Genomic DNA, 17576 nt, shown 5'->3' on the forward strand with positions numbered 1-17576 from the left:
GCTTGACTCCTGGGTGCACCCACCAGAGAGAAGGAGTCGCCATGTTGTGGCAGGTACGCGCACTGCTCGAGGACCGTCCCGGAGCCATGGCCGCCCTGGCGGCCGGCTGCGGCGACCGCAACGTCAACATCCTGGGCCTGCAGATCTTCCCGGCCGCGGACGGTCGCGTGGTCGACGAGCTGGTCCTGCACACACCGGGCGGCTGGGGCGCCGAGGACGTCGCCGAGCTGTGTGCCGCCGCCGGTGTCGTCGACCCGGCCGTCGCCCCGTGCTCGCCTCACGCGCTGGAGGACCAGCCGGTGCGGTACCTGCGGGCGGCGCAGGCAGTCGTCGACCGGCCGGACCTGCTCGAGCAGCAGCTGTGCGCGCTGCTCGACGCCGAGCCGGCTGACGGCGCTCCGAGCGGCGACCTGCTTGTCCTCGACGACCTGCGTGGCCCGCGGGTCGCGCTGTCGCGGACGGTGCGGTTCACCGACACCGAGCTCGCCCGCGCCGCCGAGCTGCGCCGGCTGGCCGCAGCCGCGCTCGGACCGGCCGTCGCGGCCGGCACCGCCGGTCCGCGCAGCGAGGCCGGCGCGTCGGTCACCCTGCGCCGCGGCCGGATCGAGGACGTCGATGCGCTGGTCGCGATGCACGCACGGTGCTCGGCCCAGACCGTCTACCGGCGCTACCACGCCCCGGTGCCCCACCTGAGCCCCCGGCTGGCCCGGGCCCTGCTCGCCCCACGGCGCGGCCTGAGCATGGTGGCCACCGTCGGCGACGAGGTGGTCGGGGTGGGCCTGGTCGCGTTCGAGGACGAGACCGCCGACCTGGGGATCATGGTCGAGGACCGCTGGCAACGGCAGGGCTACGGGACCCGGCTGCTCCGCGCCCTCGCGGAAGCGGCAGCCGGACAGGGTGTGCAGACGATCACCTGCCTGGTGCAGCCCGACAACCCGGCAGTGCTCGCCACCGTCCGCCGCGCCGGGCTCCGCGCCAGGGTCGGCTTCGCCGACGGGTTCAGCCGCTACACCGTGCCGGTCGGCGACCTCGCACCGGACGGCGCCGCAGGCCGTCGGGAGCGTCACCGCAACCGCCCCGCCATGGGCGAGATCACCGCGCCGCTCGTCGCGCTGCTGCACGACCGAGCGGAGCTGCGGGAGGTGCACCCCGCGGCCGACCTGCTCGACCAGGCGGTCCGGGGCGGGGCGTGACTGGGGCGTCCGGGGCCCGGCGAGATCAGCTGGTCGCCAGCTCCGGCGGCAGCGCCTCGGCATGGAGCACGACGAGCGAGGTGACCGCGCGGGTGAGGCACACGTAGAGCCGGCGCAGCCCGGTCAGCCGGTCGGCCTCGCCCGCGACGAGGCCGGCCGGCTCGAGCAGCACGACGTGGTCGAACTCCAAGCCCTTGGCCAGCGAGGCGGGGACCACGTCCAGCTTGGCGTCGACGGCGTCGGCCTCCTCGCCGAGCACGGCATGGTCGATGCCCTCGGCGACCAGCCTGCGCGAGACGGCGGCGACGAGTGCGTCGGGTGCGATCACCCCGACCGAGCCGACCCGGTCCAGTGCCCGGCGCGCGGCATCGGCCGCGGCGTGCACGACGTCGTCCACCCGGGTCAGCTCGAGCTCGCCGCGGGTCCGTCGTACCGAGGTCGGCGGTTGGAGGCCGGGCGCGATGTGGGGCAGGAGCCGGGCGGCGAGCTCGATCACCTCACCCGGCACGCGGAAGCCACGGGTGAGCTGCTCGACGTGCGCGGTGGGCTTGCCGAGGTGGGCCAGCGCCTCCTCCCACGACCGGCTGCCCCACGGAGTGGTGGCCTGAGCGAGGTCGCCGAGCACGGTCGTCGACCCGGTGGTGCAGCGCCGGCCGACGGCGCGCAGCATCATCGGGGACAGATCCTGCGCCTCGTCGGCGACGACGTGCCCGAGGCTGGGGGTGCGCGAGACCAGGTCGGCCGCCTCGTCCACGAGCACGGCGTCGGCGACGGACCAGCGCACCGAGGCCGGCCCCTTGGCGGGCTTGGCCCACAGCAGCAGTGCCTGTTCCTCGTCGGTCAGCAGCCCGTCTGCGGCCTGGCCCAGGAACTCGGCGTCGCTGAACAGCCGCATGACCAGCCGGGCCGGGTCGACCGCCGGCCAGAGCTGGTCGGCGTACTGCTTCACCGGACGGCTGCGCGCGACCGCGTCCTGCACCCGGTCGTCGGGGGAGTCCCCGGCCAGCTCCATCTTCACCAGCACCGCATGGGCGAGCCGCTGGGGCAGCATGGCCCGGGCGGCGCCGTACCGGACCCCGCGCTCGCGGAGCGCGGCGACGATCTCCTCGGCCTCGTACGTCGCGACCCGCCACCGCCGGGCGCCGCGGGGGACCACGAGGCCCTCACTCGGCGGACGCAGATGCGACCAGAGGGCACGCTCCAGTACGGCGGCCATCCGCGCGTCGCCCTTGAGCGTGGCCACGTCGGCCGGGTCCTCGCCCCGCACCACGCAGCGGGCGTTGACGGCGTGGAGCGTCTTCCCGACCAGCTCCTCGATCGTGGTCTGCTCGGCGTCGATCTCGCCGAGGGCCGGGAGCACGTCGCCGATGTAGCGCAGGAACGAGGCGTTCGGTCCCACCACCAGCACGCCCTGGCGGGACAGCTGGTCGCGGTGGGTGTAGAGCAGGTACGCCGCGCGGTGCAGACCCACTGCGGTCTTGCCGGTGCCGGGGGCGCCCTGGACGCACACCGAGCGGGCCAGGTCCGCGCGGACGATCAGGTCCTGCTCGGGCTGGATGGTGGCCACGATGTCGCGCATCGGGCCCACCCGGGGACGCTCGATCTCGGTCTCGAGGATCTCCGAGTGCGCCTCCTCGATCCCCTCGAGCAGCCGCTCGTCCTCGAACGCGGTGATCCGCCCCTGCTGGAAGCCGAACCGGCGCCGCAGCCGGACGCCCATCGGCTCCACCCGGCTCGCCCGGTAGAACGCGCGGCTGATCCGCGCACGCCAGTCGACCACCATCGGGTCGCCGGACTCGTCGGTGACGTGGCGCCGGCCGATGTAGAACCGTTCGCCGCGCGCATCCTCGTGCTGCTCGTCGTAGTCGAGCCGGCCGAAGAACAGCGGCACCGTCGGGTCGTCCTCGAGTGCCTTCATCCGCTGGTAGATCGTGGACTCGAGGATCTGCTGGCTGACCCAGTCGCCGGCCGCGGAGGTGTCCAGCGAGGCGGTCTTGGTGCGCATCCGGGCGAGCTGTTCGCGCGAGCGGGTCAGGTGCGCCTGCTCGCCGGCCAGCACGGGGTCGGGGGTAGGCACGCGTGGACCTCCGCGGTCGCGGTCGGGGTGGGTGGGCCCGACGACGTTACCGGTGCGCCCGTCGTACGTCATGCGGTTTTCGCGGGACCCGGCAGCGGGCGTAGAGAGCCGGCTCAGGACTCCGCGGCGATGTCGTCGGCGTCCATGATCCGGTAGGCGTAGCCCTGCTCGGCGAGGAACCGCTGCCGGTGCTGGGCGAAGTCGGCGTCGACGGTGTCGCGCGCGACGATCGCGTAGAACCGCGCGGAGCGGCCGTCCTCCTTGGGTCGCAGCAGCCGACCGAGCCGCTGGGCCTCCTCCTGGCGCGAGCCGAACGCGCCGGACACCTGGATCGCCACCGCGGCCGAGGGCAGGTCGACGGAGAAGTTCGCGACCTTCGACACCACGAGCAGGTCGAGCTCGCCGGTGCGGAAGGCGTGGAACAACCGCTCGCGCTCCTTGACCGGCGTCTCGCCCTTGATCACCGGCGCGCCGAGCCGCTCGGCGATCTCGTCGAGCTGGTCGATGTACTGCCCGATCACCAGCGTGGGCTCGCCCTTGTGCTTCTCGACCAGTTGCTGGACGACGTCGGTCTTCACGTGGGTGCTCGAGGCCATCCGGTAGCGCTCGTCGGGCTCGGCGGTGGCGTAGGCGAACCGCTGCCCCTCCGGCAGGGTCACCCGCACCTCGACACAGTCGGCCGGGGCGATCCAGCCCTGGGCCTCGATGTCCTTCCACGGCGCGTCGTAGCGCTTCGGGCCGATCAGCGAGAACACGTCGCCCTCGCGGCCGTCCTCGCGCACCAGCGTCGCGGTCAGCCCTATCCGGCGGCGGGCCTGGAGGTCGGCGGTCATCCGGAAGATCGGTGCCGGGAGCAGGTGCACCTCGTCGTACACCACCAGGCCCCAGTCGCGGGCGTCGAACAGCTCGAGGTGCGCGTAGCTGCCCTTCCGGCGGGTGGTCATCACCTGGTAGGTGGCGATGGTGACCGGCCGGATCTCCTTCTTGGTGCCGGAGTACTCGCCGATCTCGTCCTCCGTGAGGGAGGTGCGCCGGAGCAGCTCCTCCTTCCACTGCCGCGCGGAGACGGTGTTGGTGACCAGGATCAGCGTGGTGGCCTTCGCGTGCGCCATCGCCGCGGCGCCGACGATCGTCTTGCCGGCGCCGCAGGGGAGTACGACGACCCCGGAACCGCCGTGCCAGAACGACTCCGCCGCGTCGCGCTGGTAGGAGCGAAGCTCCCAGCCGTCCTCGCGCAGGTCGATCGGGTGCGCCTCGCCGTCGACGTACCCGGCGAAGTCCTCGGCCGGCCAGCCGAGCTTGAGCAGCGCCTGCTTGAGGTTGCCCCGCTCCGAGGGGTGCACCGCCACCGTCTCGTCGTCGATGCGCTCGCCGAGCATCGGCTTGACCTTGCGCGCCCGCAGCACCTCCTCCAGCACCGGCCGGTCGGTGGAGACCAGGACCAGCCCGTGGACGGGGTGCTTCTCCAGCCGCAGCCGGCCGTAGCGGGCCATCGTCTCGGCGATGTCGACGAGCAGCGCGTGCGGGACGGAGTAGCGCGAGTAGGCCAGCAGCGTGTCGATCACCTGCTCGGCGTCGTGCCCCGCGGCCCGCGCGTTCCACAGCCCGAGCGGAGTCAGCCGGTAGGTGTGCACGTGCTCGGGGGAGCGTTCGAGCTCGGCGAACGGCGCGATCGCCTTGCGGCAGTCCTGGGCGCGCTCGTGGTCGACCTCGAGGAGCAGGGTCTTGTCGGACTGGACGATCAGCGGACCGTCGTTCATGCGCGCGCCCCCTGCGCCGCCTGGGCACTCTGGGCTGCCTGGGCGTCCTGGGCGACCGCCCGCTGGCGGGCGCGGTAGGCCGCGACGTTGGCGCGCGAGGAGCAGCGGTCGGTGCAGTAGCGCCGGGACTGGTTCGGCGAGACGTCGACGAACACGTCCTCGCACGGGCTGGCGTCGCACACCCCGAGCCGGGTCGCGCCGAGGTCGCAGACCAGCGTGGACAGGCCCATCAGGGACTCCGCGACCAGCAGCTCGGCCACCGTGGAGTTCCGGTCGGCGACGTGCATGTGCCACTTGCCGGGCTCGTGGCCGGCGATGTACGGCGTGACCGGGTGCTTGGCGAGCAGCTCGTTGAGCAGCTCGACCACCCGGGCCTCGTCACGGTCGTTGGATGCCTCGAACACGGGCCGGAGCTCGCGCTGGAACCGGCGCAGCGCGGTGGCGTCACGCTCGACGACCTGCTCCTGCAGCCAGGCGCGCTCGGCGAGGAACCGGCGCAGGGCGGCGGCGTCCTCCAGCTCGGCGTTCACGAGGTCCGCGGAGCGCTCGGCGTAACGAACAAAGTCCATGCCTGGAGGTTACCGGCGAGCGCCAAACCCCTGTGGCGGTAAGGGGCACCGGTCCAGTCCGCCGGGGAGTCAGCCGGCGGGGGCGACGGCGGTGATCCGGTGCACCGCGAAGGCACGGACGTCGTCGGCGCGGTGGTCGAAGGCGGTGAGCCAGCCGGCGTCGACCTTGACCGGGTCGACCACCCGTTCGACGGTGGAGCCGTGGTTGTCGAGGTAGGAGATCCACACGCTGCTCCTGCTCTCCACCGCCTCGCGCAGGGCGGCCATCGTCGCCATCGGGCCGCCGCCGGCGACGGCGGCCTGAGCGCTGCTGCGCGGCCGGCTCTCCGCGGCCCGGTCACCGGCGCGGATCGCGCCGACCGTCGCGGCCACCCGCGCCGCGAGCCGAGCCGCCCCGACGTCCGGGCTCGGGGGCCGCTGCCGGGGCGGTCGGGCCCGGTGGGTGTCACGCCGCGCGAGCCGCACGGTGCCGTCCGGCGCCTCGACCACGGGGGCGAGGCCGAGCTCGCGCAGCCGCGGCAGGAGTACGTCGACCGGCACGTCGCTGACGACCACGGTCGGCGCGATCCGGCGCAGCCGCAGCCCGGATGCCTTGGGGTGATGGACCAGCTCGGCCAGTGCCGCCTCGTCGTCGCTGCGCAGGAACGAGCCGGCCGCCCCGACCCGCACCGTCCCGAACCGCCGGGCCACATCGTCGACGAGGTACACCAGCGGCTGCGGGACGGGGGTCCGTGACGAGGAGGTGAGGAAGCCGTGGACCTCGGCGGCCGACCAGCCGGAGTCGAAGCCCCGCCGCACCGACGAGGCGGTGAACCGGTAGACCGTGGCCCCGCCCCGGGACTCGATGTCGGCGACCATCGCCAGCTTGTGGGCAAGGTCGTGCTCGAGCGGACCCGGTGCGACGGCGGTGAGGTCGGCCTGGAGCAGGACGTGGTCGACCGGCTCGGGCAGCAGCGGCTCCAGGACCCGGGCGGCCTCCTTGCGCGGCTCGTCGGCCCCCAGCAGCGCCCGGCCGTGGGAGCAGAGCCCACCCAGGGCGCTCACCCCGAGCACCGCGGACTCGTCGACGGCCCACGCCACCGCCTCGGCGCGCTGTGCGGGACGGCGCGGGCGCAGCCAGCGCATCCGGTCGACGAGAGAGGGGATCCCGGTCGAGGCGGCCAGCACCGTGCCCGGCGGCAGCTCGGCGAGCTCGGCGAACGCCTCCTGGCGGACCTCGGGCAGCCAGCCGCGTTCGAGATCAGGGACCAGTGCGTTGACCGCCTTGCGGTTCTCGTCGCGGCTGCCGACCAGGCCCATCAGCCGCGGGCTGGTCAGCCACGCGTGGGCGAGCGAGGCCCAGCGCTCTCCCGCGGACCCGCTGCTCCAGATGTCGAAGGAGTCGGTGGGCAGCCAGGCGGCGTCGTGCTCCTCGGTGTCGCCGACGGCGACGAGACCGGCTGCGGCGGCCACCTCGACGTGCAGCGCGGCGGTGCGCTCGTCGACGTGCAGCAGCTCGGCGGCGGCCTTCAGGTCACGGACCCCGAGCCCGCCGGTGCGCAGCGCGGACGGCGGATGGGTGCCCCAGTGCTCGAGCAGCAGCTCGACGTGGCGGACCAGGTCGAACGCCGCGCCCGCCCCGGCTCGGTCGACCAGGGCCTGGTCGCGCTCCGAGGTGGCCAGGTCCGGAGCCCGATCGACCCGGTGCCGGGTCGTACGCCCGTCGCGCAGGCAGATCGCCACCTCGCGCGGGACGACCACGTGCTTGCGGTCCCGCGCGATCACCAGCCCGCGGGCCAGGAGCCGGTCCACCGGCGACTCCGACGTCGCCCGGCTCACCGTCCGGTCGGTCGACTCCACGGTGCCCGGCGCGGCGTCGCGTTCGAGGTGGTCGAGGATCGCCCGGGCGCGCTCGTCGAGCTCGGCCACCAGCTCCTCCACGGCCTCGCGGTCGCGGAGGCGGTCGCTGATCCTGGCGACGTCGGTGAGCCGGTCGCCGCTGACGTCGAGCCCGAGGTCCCGGGCGAGCGCGGCGACCCGGGAGGGCCCGTACGTCGACAGCAGCTGCTCCGCCGAGGGGCCGAGCCCGCTGATCGACGTACCGACGATGTCGGCGACCACGCTCACCGCCCGCAGCTCCTCGGTCGTCCCCCACAGCAGGGCGAGCGACCGCAGCTCGGAGACCGCCGCCTCGACCGTGGCGGGATCGGCGTGCAGGTGCTGCTTCAGGTCGGCGAGGGAGCAGCGGCCGCCGAGCGCCACGGCAGCGTCCAGCGTCGCGAGGCCGAGCACATCGAGCTGGTCGACGGCGCGCAGCACCGAGGCACGGGTGCTGGCCCGGGACGCGAGCTGGGTGGAGTCCTGGGGCGCGGGCACCGAGAGGTCCGGACGGGACTCGAGCAGGCGCGCGAGATCGGCGTCCGACCAGCCGCGGAACTGGTCGGCCAGGGTGCGCGGTGCACTGCTTCCGGCCATCCGCTCCACGGTACTAGGGTGCGCCGCATGTCTCAGGCCGCTTCGTTCCTCGACCTGCTCTACAGCGGCGCCTCCCGAGCGGCCTTCGATGCCGTGGTCGGCGAGGCCGAGGCCCGAGGGGTGGGGGGCGCGGAGCTGGAGGCGGTGCGTGAGCAGCACCGAGTCGCCATGGCCTTGCGGGAGCAGTTCGCCCTCCAGCGGCAGCGCGAGGCGGAGATGACCGCGCTGTACGAGACGGCCAAGGACCTCACCGCGATCCGCGACGTCGACGAGATCCTCGCCGCGATCGTGCGCCGCGCCCGCACCCTGCTCCATGCCGACATGACCTACCTCTCGCTCAACGACGAGGAGGAGGGCGCCTCCTACATGCGGGTGACCGACGGGGCACTTACGGCGGCGTTCGCCAAGCTCCGGCTCCCGCTCGGCACCGGCCTGCTGGGTCTGGTCGCACAGTCGGGTGCGCCGTACTACACCGACGACTACCAGGCCGACGAGCGGTTCGTGCACCGCGACTACATCGACACGGCCGTCGAGGACGAGAGGATCCGCGCGATCCTCGGAGTCCCGCTCGTGGTGGAGGGCAAGGTCATCGGCGCCCTCCTCGCGGTGCACCGGAGCGTGCGTCAGTTCCCGCCGGCGGAGGTCTCGTTGCTGACGTCGTTTGCGGCGCACGCCGCGGTGGCGCTGGAGAACGCGCGCCTGTTCGAGCGCACACAGGCCGCGCTCGCCAAGGTGGACGAGGTGAACCGGCAGATCCGTTCGCACAGCGAGGCGGTCGAGACCGCAGCGCGGGCGCACGACCGGCTCACCGAGGTGCTGCTCCGGGGCGGCCGGGTGCCCGAGGTGGCCGAGGTCGTCGCCGACGTCCTCGGTGCCTCGCTGAGCATCGACGACCGGGACGGGCACCGGCTGGCGACGGTCGGGTCGCCTGCGCCGCCGCTGATCGGGATCGAAGCGGCGGCCGAGGAGTCGGCCGGCTCCGGCCACAGCGTCGAGGTGCCCGGCGGGCAGGGCCACACCTACGTCGCTGCCGCGCTCGCCGGGACCGAGCGGCTCGCCACGCTCGTTCTCCATCGCGAGCAGGAGCCGCTCGGGCTCGCCGACCGGCGCACCCTCGAGCGGGGTGCGCTGGTGACCGCGCTGGTGCTGCTCTTCGGACGCTCCCTTGCCGAGGCCGAGGACCGGGTGCGCGGCGAGCTTCTCGCCGACCTGCTCGCCGGTCGCGGCGTCGACCCTGAACGCCTGGCGGAGCGGGCGCGCCGCCAGCGGGTGGACCTGGGCCGGCCGATGGTGATCGCCGTCGCGGCCGTGGACGGCCTCGACCGGCAGCGAGCCGCCCAGGTAGCCTCCCGGCACGCCGACGAGCACCGCGGCCTCGGCGGGTCCCACGACGGCAACGTGGTGGTGGTGCTTCCGTCGGCCGACCCGCTCACGGTGGGAGAGCAGCTTCAGGCGCGGCTGGCCGCGGCAGGCGGGTCGTCGACCGTGGGTGTGGCCGCCGCGGCGCCGGGGCTCGATGCGCTGCGGGCTGCGAACCGGGAGGCGGAGGGCTGCCTGCGGACGCTGGAGACGCTGGGCAGGCGGGGGGAGGTCAGCGACCCCGCCGGTCTCGGGCTGGCCCGACTGGTCCTCGGCGGAGGTGGTCGGGAGCCTCTCGACGAGTTCGTGGGGGCCACGATCGGGCCGGTTCTCGCCTACGACGCACGCCGGGGCACCGAGCTCGTGGCCACGCTCGAGCAGTGGTTCGCCACCGGCTCGCGGCCCTCCGACACCGCCCGAGCGCTGACCATCCACCCCAACACGGTCGCCCAGCGCCTGGAGCGGATCGGGCAGCTCCTGGGTCCCCGCTGGCGCGATCCGTCCCGGGCGCTCGACCTCCAGATGGCCCTTCGGCTCCATCGGCTCCGGGCATCCGGTTCCAACCGGGACACATAGTTCGCGCGAGAGTGTGGGGGTCGCGCACATACCTGTCGCCCACCGGCGCGCGTAGCGTCACCGGGCATGAGCAACGTCCATGAGACCCAGGTCACAGATCTCGCCGGTCGCGTCGCGCTCGTGACCGGAGGTGCCAGCGGCATCGGCCGTGCGGTGGCACAGCGGCTGGCCGACGCCGGTGCCCACCTGATCGTCCTCGACCGCGACGAGACCGGAGCCAAGCAGCTGGCCGCCGACGTCGGCGGAGACCATCTCGTCGCCGACCTGTCCGACCCCGGGGTCGTCGACACCCTCGGGCTGGCCGGCCTCGGCGTCGACATCCTCGTCAACAACGCCGGCCTCCAGCACGTGGCGCCGGTCGAGGAGTTCGACCCCGACCAGTTCGCGCTGATCCAGCGGGTGCTGCTCGAGGCACCGTTCCGGCTGGTGCGCACTCTGCTGCCCGGGATGTACGACCGGGGCTGGGGCAGGGTCGTCAACATCTCGTCGGTGCACGGTCACCGCGCCTCGCCCTTCAAGGCCGCCTACGTGAGCGCCAAGCACGGCCTCGAGGGGCTGTCCAAGGTGGTCGCGCTCGAGGCCGCGGGCCGGGGGGTCACCAGCAACACCGTGTGTCCCGGCTACGTGCGCACGCCGCTGGTCGAGGGACAGATCGCCGACCAGGCCCGTGCCCACGACATCGCCGAGACCGACGTGCTCAGCGACGTCCTGCTCGCCCGTACCCCCCTCAAGCGACTCGTCGAGCCCGAGGAGGTCGCCGACATGGTGGCGTTCCTCTGCGGTCCCGGGACGGAGTCGATCACCGGAAGCTCGTTCATGATGGACGGCGGCTGGGCCGCCGCGTGAAAGGAAACGATCGATGACAGCACAGACGCATGCGGCACACGCCTCGGGCGGACCGGCACCGGAAGGCGGAGAGTCGCGCACCCCCATCGTGAAGGTGGTCTTCGCCAGCCTGATCGGGACCGCCGTCGAGTGGTACGACTTCTTCCTCTACGGCTCTGCAGCCGCGCTGGTGTTCGGGGCGCTCTTCTTCCCCTCGTCGGACCCGCTCACCGGCACCCTGCTCGCCTTCGGCACCTACGCACTCGGCTTCGTTGCGCGGCCCCTCGGCGGGATCGTCTTCGGCCACTTCGGTGACAAGGTGGGTCGGAAGAAGATGCTGGTCACCTCCCTCATGCTGATGGGCGGCGCCACGATCGCGATCGGCCTGCTGCCGACGTACGCCACGATCGGCATCGCCGCGCCGATCCTGCTGCTCGTGATGCGCCTGCTCCAGGGCTTCGCGGTCGGCGGTGAGTGGGGCGGCGCCGTGCTGATGGCCGCAGAGCACGGTCGCGACGAGCACCGTGGGTTCTGGTCCTCGTGGCCACAGGCGGGTGTCGCGATGGGCAACCTGCTGGCCACGGGCGTGCTGTGGGTGCTGGCCGCCGTGCAGAGCCAGGAGACCTTCCTGGCCTGGGGCTGGCGTGTGCCGTTCGTCCTGAGCGCCGTGCTGGTCCTGGTCGGGCTGTGGGTCCGGCTCTCGGTCGAGGAGTCCCCTGTCTTCGCCGAGGCCAAGGCGGAGATCGCGCAGAAGCAGGCCACGGCCTCGCACATGCCGCTGCTCGAGGTGATCCGCAACTACCCACGCGAGGTGTTCATCGCGATGGGGATGCGGATGGCGGAGAACATCTCCTACTACATCTTCACCATCGTGGTGATCACCTACATCACCGAGTACGCCGGCCAGGACAAGGGGCCGATCCTCCAGGCACTGCTCATCGGCTCGGCGGTGCACTTCGTGTGGATCCCGATCGTGGGCGCACTCTCCGACCGCGTGGGCCGTCGCCCGCTGTACCTGCTCGGTGCGGTCGGGGTCGCCCTCTGGTCGTTCTCCTTCTTCGACCTGGTCGACAAGGGCGGCGCCGGCAACCTGACCCTCGCGGTCGTGGTCGGGCTCATGCTGCACGCGCTGATGTACTCCCCGCAGGCCGCGTTCTTCTCCGAGCTGTTCGGCACCTCGGTGCGCTACACAGGGGCCTCGGTCGGCTATCAGCTGGCCTCGATCTTCGCCGGCGCGCTCGCGCCGATCATCGCGCTCAAGCTGCTGGGGACCGTCGAGGAGAGCAACACGACAGCGGTGGCCGTCTACGTGTGTGCGGCGTCCGTGCTCACCGTGGTGGCGGTGCTGGCCGCAAAGGAGACGCGGGCCTCGTCACTGCGGCACGACCGCGTCGTCCGGGAGGCGCACGCCTGACCCGCCGGATCCACGACGAGGGCCCCACCACCGGTGGGGCCCTCGTCACGTTCGGGCGCTGCCGAGGCGGGTACGGTGCACGGCAGCCATGACTGCGACAGAGGTGCAACCAGCCCCCGTGCCCCACGAGGGAGAGGTCTGGTACGTCAGCTACGGCTCGAACATGTCGGCCGCGCGACTGGCCTGCTACATCGAGGGCGGCTGTCCGCCCGGAGGCAGCAGGGTCAATCCGGGCGCGCGCGACCCCCGGCTGCCGCGGCACAGCATCGGGGTGGAGCTGCCGGGCTCGGTCTACTTCGCCGGCGAGTCGTCCCAGTGGGGCGGCGGCGTGGCGTTCTACGACCACCAGACCCCGGGCCCCGCCGCGGGCCGGGCCTACCTGGTCACCGCGCAGCAGTTCGCCGACATCGCCGCGCAAGAGATGTTCCGGGTGCCCGACCCCGACGACCCGATCGAGGCGATCGTGCTCGGTGGCCTCGATCCTCACCTCGCGGGCCGCCACCACGTCGGCCCGGGCCACTACGAGACGCTGGTCGAGGTGGGCCGGGTGGCCGGGGCGCCGATGCTGACCTTCACCGCGCCGCACGGCATCGACCATGTCGAGCACAACGAGCCGAGCCCGTCGTACCTCGCGACCCTCGCCGCCGGCCTGCGCGAGGCGCACGGATGGGACGATGAGCGGATCGAGGGCTACTTCGAGCGGCTGAGGCCGCCGGGCTGACCGCTCGGCGCAGGATCCGCCCGGCCGGGTCGCGCACTGTGTTACAGGTCACTAACCTGCTGTCATGGAGTCCTACGCAGCCGGAGAGACCACCCCGCCGCTGATCGAGGAGACGATCGGCGCGAACTTCGAGCGGATCGCCCGCGAGCACGCCGACCGGGAGGCGCTGGTGGAGGTTGCGACCGGTCGGCGGTGGACCTACGCCGAGCTGGACCGGGACGTCGACGTGCTCGCGCGTGGGCTGCTCGGGGCCGGGATCGCCAAGGGGGACCGGGTCGGCATCTGGGCGCCGAACTGCGCGGAGTGGACGCTGGTGCAGCTGGCGACGGCGAAGGTGGGCGCGATCCTGGTCAACATCAACCCGTCCTACCGGACGCACGAGCTGGCCTACGCGCTGAACCAGTCGGGGCTGCGGCTGCTGATCTCGGCTGTGGAGTTCAAGTCCAGCGACTACCGCGCGATGGTCGAGGAGGTGCGCCACGACTGCCGGGCGCTGGAGCGCGTGGTCTTCATCGGTACGACGGACTGGGCCGGCCTGCTCGCGGAAGGGGAGGCGCTGCCGGCCGGCGCCGTGGCGGAGCGCATGTCCACGCTGACCAACACCGACCCGATCAACATCCAGTACACCTCGGGGACCACCGGCTTCCCCAAGGGCGCGACGCTCTCGCACCGCAACATCCTCAACAACGGGTTTTTCACCACCGAGCTGCTGGAGTTCACCGCCGAGGACCGGCTGTGCATCCCGGTGCCGTTCTACCACTGCTTCGGGATGGTGATGGGCAACCTCGGCTGCACCACGCACGGCGCGACGATGGTGATCCCGGCCCCCGGTTTCGACCCGGCCGTCACCCTGCAGGCGGTGCAGGACGAGCGCTGCACCGGTCTCTACGGCGTGCCGACGATGTTCATCGCGATGCAGAACCACCCGGACTTCGCCTCCTACGACCTGTCCTCGCTGCGCACCGGGGTGATGGCCGGCTCGATCTGCCCGGTGGAGGTGATGCGGCGCTGCATCGACGACATGCACATGGAGGGGGTCTCGATCGCCTACGGGATGACCGAGACCTCGCCGGTGTCGTGCCAGACCCGCAGCGACGACGACCTGGAGCGGCGTACCGCCACGATCGGCCGGGTCCACCCGCACGTGGAGATCAAGATCGTCGATCCCGTCACCGGGGAGACCGTCGAGCGCGGCGAGCCCGGGGAGTTCTGCACGCGCGGCTACTCGGTGATGCTCGGCTACTGGAATGATCCGGAGAAGACCGCGGAGGCGATCGACGCCGACGGCTGGATGCACACCGGCGACCTCGCGGTGATGCGCGAGGACGGCTACGCACAAATCGTCGGCCGGATCAAGGACATGGTGATCCGGGGCGGGGAGAACATCTACCCGCGCGAGATCGAGGAGTTCCTCTACACCCACCCCGATGTCGAGGACGTCCAGGTGATCGGGGTCCCCGACGAGAAGTACGGCGAGGAGCTGTGCGCCTGGGTCCGGATGCGCGACGGCGCCGAGCCGCTGGACGCCGAGAAGGTGCGCGAGTTCGCCACCGGCAAGCTCGCCCACTACAAGATCCCGCGCTACGTCATGGTCGTCGACGAGTTCCCGATGACCGTCACCGGCAAGATCCGCAAGGTCGAGATGCGCGAGGAGGCCGCCCGCCGGCTAGGCCTCGCGTGACCCCGGTCAGTTGACCGTGACGAAGGTCTGCTCCGCCGAGCCGGGGTAGCGCACGGCTCCGAACCAGCGACTCGTCGGGTCCAGGTCGTCCCAGCTCAGCTCGACCGAGAACGGCTCGCCGGAGAGCACCGGGACGCTCGCGGGGACCCGTACGTTGCCGGCGTCGCCGTCGCGGACCACCCAGCTGTAGAGCTGTGCGGTGGTGGTGGACCCGTTCGCGGCCTCCCCGGAAGCGACGTAGAGGGCGTACTCCCCGGGCTCGGGGTTCTCCACGGTCAGCTGCTCGTCGGCGCCCAGGCCGGTCGCCGAGGCGACGATCTCCCCGTCGCGGGACAGGTACAGGTCGAGGTCGTCGCTGTCGCGGCCCTCCAGCTCGAAGCGCAGCAGCGCGGTGCCGGTCGGGACCTCCACCGGGAACTGCGCCGTGTCGGCGTCGAGCTGCGGTGCGTCCGGCCGGAAGTCGCCGGGCTCCAGGGTGAGCCCGACCGGCTGGGCCGCGGCGAGGCCGGTGACCGCCACCTCGAGCTCGCCGTCGACGCCGGCGACTCCCTCGATCCTCACCGATCCGGCGTCGTTCGTGCCGGTCACCTCACCGGCGGTGGAGAGGGTCCGGGGGGTGACCACCATCGGCATCCGGGCCTGGTGGCTCAGCCCGGTCCACACCAGCGCGCCTCGTGCCGGGGCCTCGAGCTGGGCGGTGCCACGGTCGATCACCACGACGAACCGGCCGGTCTCGCCGGGGGCGAGCTGGAGCGTCCTGGGACGGACCCGCACGTCGAGGCCGGGGAGGCCGAGCACCCGCGCGTCGTAGGTCTCGGTGCTGCCGGAGACGTTGGTGACCCGGCGCACCAGCTGGCTGCGGCCGACGAGGTCCCCGACCGCGATCGAGGGCAGGTTCAGGTTGCGGGTCGGCACGGTTCCCTCGAGCCAGGCACGGTACTGCCGCGGCGGCGCGTCGAGGACCAGGCCGGGGTCGAGCAGGTTCGCGGCGTCGACCTGCCCGGCGCCTGCGGAGAGCGGCCCGGAGACCCCGGCCAGCTCCACCGCAGTGGTCGACATCGCCGACTTCACCATCGCCGGGGTCCAGGCCGGCCGCTCGCCGCGCACGAAGGCAGCCAGGCCCGCGACGTGCCCGGCGCTCATCGAGGTGCCGGAGCGCTGCTCGAAGGCGCGGCCGCCCGCGATGCCCGCGGCGCCGGCGGAGAGCACGGCCACACCCGGTGCGGTCAGGTCCGGCTTGAGCAGGCTGCCACCGTCGACCGGGGCGGGTCCACGGGACGAGAACGACGCGAGCTGCCGCACCGCGGTGTCGCCGGTGGCTCGGGGGTCGAAGGAGGCGCGCGGGTCGGCGGTCTCGGCGACGAAGTCCTTGATCGCCTGGCCGGCGGCGACGTCGACGTGCACGGTGGGGACGGCATGGAAGTCGGAGTCCACGCTGTCCGGGCGCACGTTGGCGAGGACCATGCCGACCCCACCGGCGCGCTGGACCGCGGTGGACTTCTCGACGCGCGCGATCGTGCCCCGGTCGCAGACCACGATCTTGCCCTGCACCACGTCGGCGTCGAGCGAGCCGGGCAGGCAGAGCCGGGCGTCCTCGGTGGTGCTGGTCTCGGCGACGGCGCTGGTGGACACGACGATGCCGGTGGGCGGCAGGACCCGGTCGGAGACCATCGCCCCGACGTACGTCTCGTCGCCCTCGAGCGCCACCGCGCCCTGGAACAGGCGGTGCGTGCTGGCGCCCACCGTGGTCACCCACGGGCTGGTGTGCCGGACGGTGCCCTCGCCGGGCCCCCGGTTGCCGGCCGAGGCGGCGACGAAGACGCCGCGGGCGGTGGCGTTCAGGAACGCCTCCTCGATGGCCCGGGAGTCGCCACCGGCGGAGGAGATGGCATAGCTGATCACGTCGACCCCGTCCGCGACGGCGCGGTCGATGGCCGCCACGGCGTCGGCGGTGGAGCAGCCGTCGTCGGCCGGGTCGGGCGCGGTCCAGCACACCTTGTAGGCGGCGATCCGTGCCGCGGGCGCCATGCCCGAGGCGTCGCCGAAGTCCTGGCCGTCGACCTGGACGGCGACGCCGTGGTTGCCGGCGGCGATCGCGGCGACGTGGGACCCGTGTCCGGTGCCGTCGCGTGGAGAGAGGTACTCGGAGGCGGCGAGGTTCTGCTCACCGAACCCCTTCACGAAGTAGCGAGCCCCGACCAGCTTGCTGTTGCAGTCGGCCGGGTCCCAGCTCTCGCCGGTCTCGCAGCCGCCGGCGAACCCGGCCGGCCCGCCGCGGGCCGCGCCGGGAAGCGCCGCGAAGCTGGGGTTCTCCGGCCAGATGCCGCTGTCGATGACGCCGACCACGGTGCCGCGGCCGGCCTGCTCGGGACCGCCGGTAGCGGCCCAGGCCTGGTCGGCGTGCAGGAACTCCGGTGAGTCGACCGAGTCCAGACGCTGCTTGGTGCTGCGCTCCACGAACGCGACGCCGGGTGTGGAGCGCAGCTGCTTGGCCTGCTCGCGGGTCAGCTCCGCGGCGAACCCGTTGAGCGCCGCGCCGAACCGGTAGAGCAGCCGTGGCTCACCCAGCTCGCGGAGCAGGTCGTCCTGGGCGGTGCGCATGCGCGCCGCGGTGCCGGGGCGGGGCAGGTCCTCGAGTGCGACGACGTAGACGGCCGGTGTCGCGCTGCCGGGGCTCGGTGGCGCCGCGTCGGCGAGCCCGACCGGTGCCAGCATCCCGAGGGCGGTCGCGACCGAGATCGCCAACCCCCGCCGGACGCGCGACAACGTGCTCAACGGGACACCTTTCGACACAACGATGCGAGACCGTGTCGGGACGGTCGGAACCCCCCATGCTTCCAGGGTCACCTGACGGATTCAATCGGTTCGGCCACATCGGCAGAACCCAGTCGTGGTGGGGACGGCCGCCGCCATATCCTGGGTCCGGTCAACGTGCGTCCACGCGCAC

At 72.9% G+C, this 17576-nt stretch carries 11 protein-coding genes; 6 read left to right on the forward strand and 5 right to left on the reverse strand.

Annotated features, from left to right (window positions below; genetic code table 11):
• Positions 1-41 precede the first annotated feature (41 nt).
• The gene (locus ACYVIH_RS11950; protein ID WP_460869608.1) at positions 42-1193 is read left to right on the forward strand and encodes a GNAT family N-acetyltransferase; all 1152 of its coding nucleotides are present in this window, start codon (positions 42-44) and stop codon (positions 1191-1193) included.
• Positions 1194-1218: 25 nt separating this feature from the next.
• On the opposite strand, the gene ACYVIH_RS11955 is transcribed toward ACYVIH_RS11950, so the two are convergent.
• The 4 genes from ACYVIH_RS11955 to ACYVIH_RS11970 form a co-directional block, all read right to left on the reverse strand.
• Positions 1219-3270, reverse strand: coding sequence for a HelD family protein (locus ACYVIH_RS11955; protein WP_460869610.1), 2052 nt, complete (start codon positions 3268-3270; stop codon positions 1219-1221).
• A gap of 113 nt (positions 3271-3383) precedes the next feature.
• Positions 3384-5030 (reverse strand): DNA repair helicase XPB, encoded by a 1647-nt coding sequence (locus ACYVIH_RS11960; RefSeq protein WP_460869613.1) that lies wholly within the window; start codon positions 5028-5030, stop codon positions 3384-3386.
• Positions 5027-5599 carry a CGNR zinc finger domain-containing protein gene (locus tag ACYVIH_RS11965; RefSeq protein ID WP_460869615.1) on the reverse strand — a complete coding sequence of 191 codons (573 nt, stop codon included), beginning with the start codon at positions 5597-5599 and terminating at the stop codon, positions 5027-5029. The genes ACYVIH_RS11960 and ACYVIH_RS11965 overlap by 4 nt, the downstream gene beginning before the upstream one ends.
• 69 nt (positions 5600-5668) lie before the next feature.
• A complete protein-coding gene (locus tag ACYVIH_RS11970) occupies positions 5669-8053 on the reverse strand; it encodes a helicase-associated domain-containing protein (RefSeq protein ID WP_460869616.1) in 2385 nt (794 codons plus the stop codon).
• A gap of 27 nt (positions 8054-8080) precedes the next feature.
• Between ACYVIH_RS11970 and ACYVIH_RS11975 the strand changes: the two genes are divergently transcribed.
• From ACYVIH_RS11975 to ACYVIH_RS11995, 5 genes are all read left to right on the forward strand, one after another.
• The gene (locus ACYVIH_RS11975; RefSeq protein ID WP_460869618.1) at positions 8081-9988 is read left to right on the forward strand and encodes a helix-turn-helix domain-containing protein; all 1908 of its coding nucleotides are present in this window, start codon (positions 8081-8083) and stop codon (positions 9986-9988) included.
• Between the two features lie 66 nt (positions 9989-10054).
• Positions 10055-10834 (forward strand): 3-hydroxybutyrate dehydrogenase, encoded by a 780-nt coding sequence (locus tag ACYVIH_RS11980; RefSeq protein ID WP_460869620.1) that lies wholly within the window; start codon positions 10055-10057, stop codon positions 10832-10834.
• Positions 10835-10847: 13 nt separating this feature from the next.
• A complete protein-coding gene (locus tag ACYVIH_RS11985) occupies positions 10848-12227 on the forward strand; it encodes an MFS transporter (protein WP_460869622.1) in 1380 nt (459 codons plus the stop codon).
• A gap of 118 nt (positions 12228-12345) precedes the next feature.
• Entirely contained in the window at positions 12346-12948 is a 603-nt protein-coding gene (locus ACYVIH_RS11990; RefSeq protein WP_460869624.1) for a histone deacetylase, read from the forward strand.
• A gap of 64 nt (positions 12949-13012) precedes the next feature.
• Positions 13013-14629: an AMP-binding protein gene (locus ACYVIH_RS11995; protein WP_460869626.1), complete on the forward strand. Its 1617-nt coding sequence runs from the start codon at positions 13013-13015 to the stop codon at positions 14627-14629.
• Between the two features lie 6 nt (positions 14630-14635).
• Here the strand turns inward: ACYVIH_RS11995 and ACYVIH_RS12000 are convergent, their stop codons facing one another.
• On the reverse strand, positions 14636-17404 hold the full coding sequence (locus tag ACYVIH_RS12000) for a S8 family serine peptidase (RefSeq protein WP_460869628.1): 2769 nt from the start codon (positions 17402-17404) through the stop codon (positions 14636-14638).
• Between the last annotated feature and the right edge of the window lie 172 nt (positions 17405-17576).

Source organism: Nocardioides pakistanensis, from assembly GCF_054781215.1.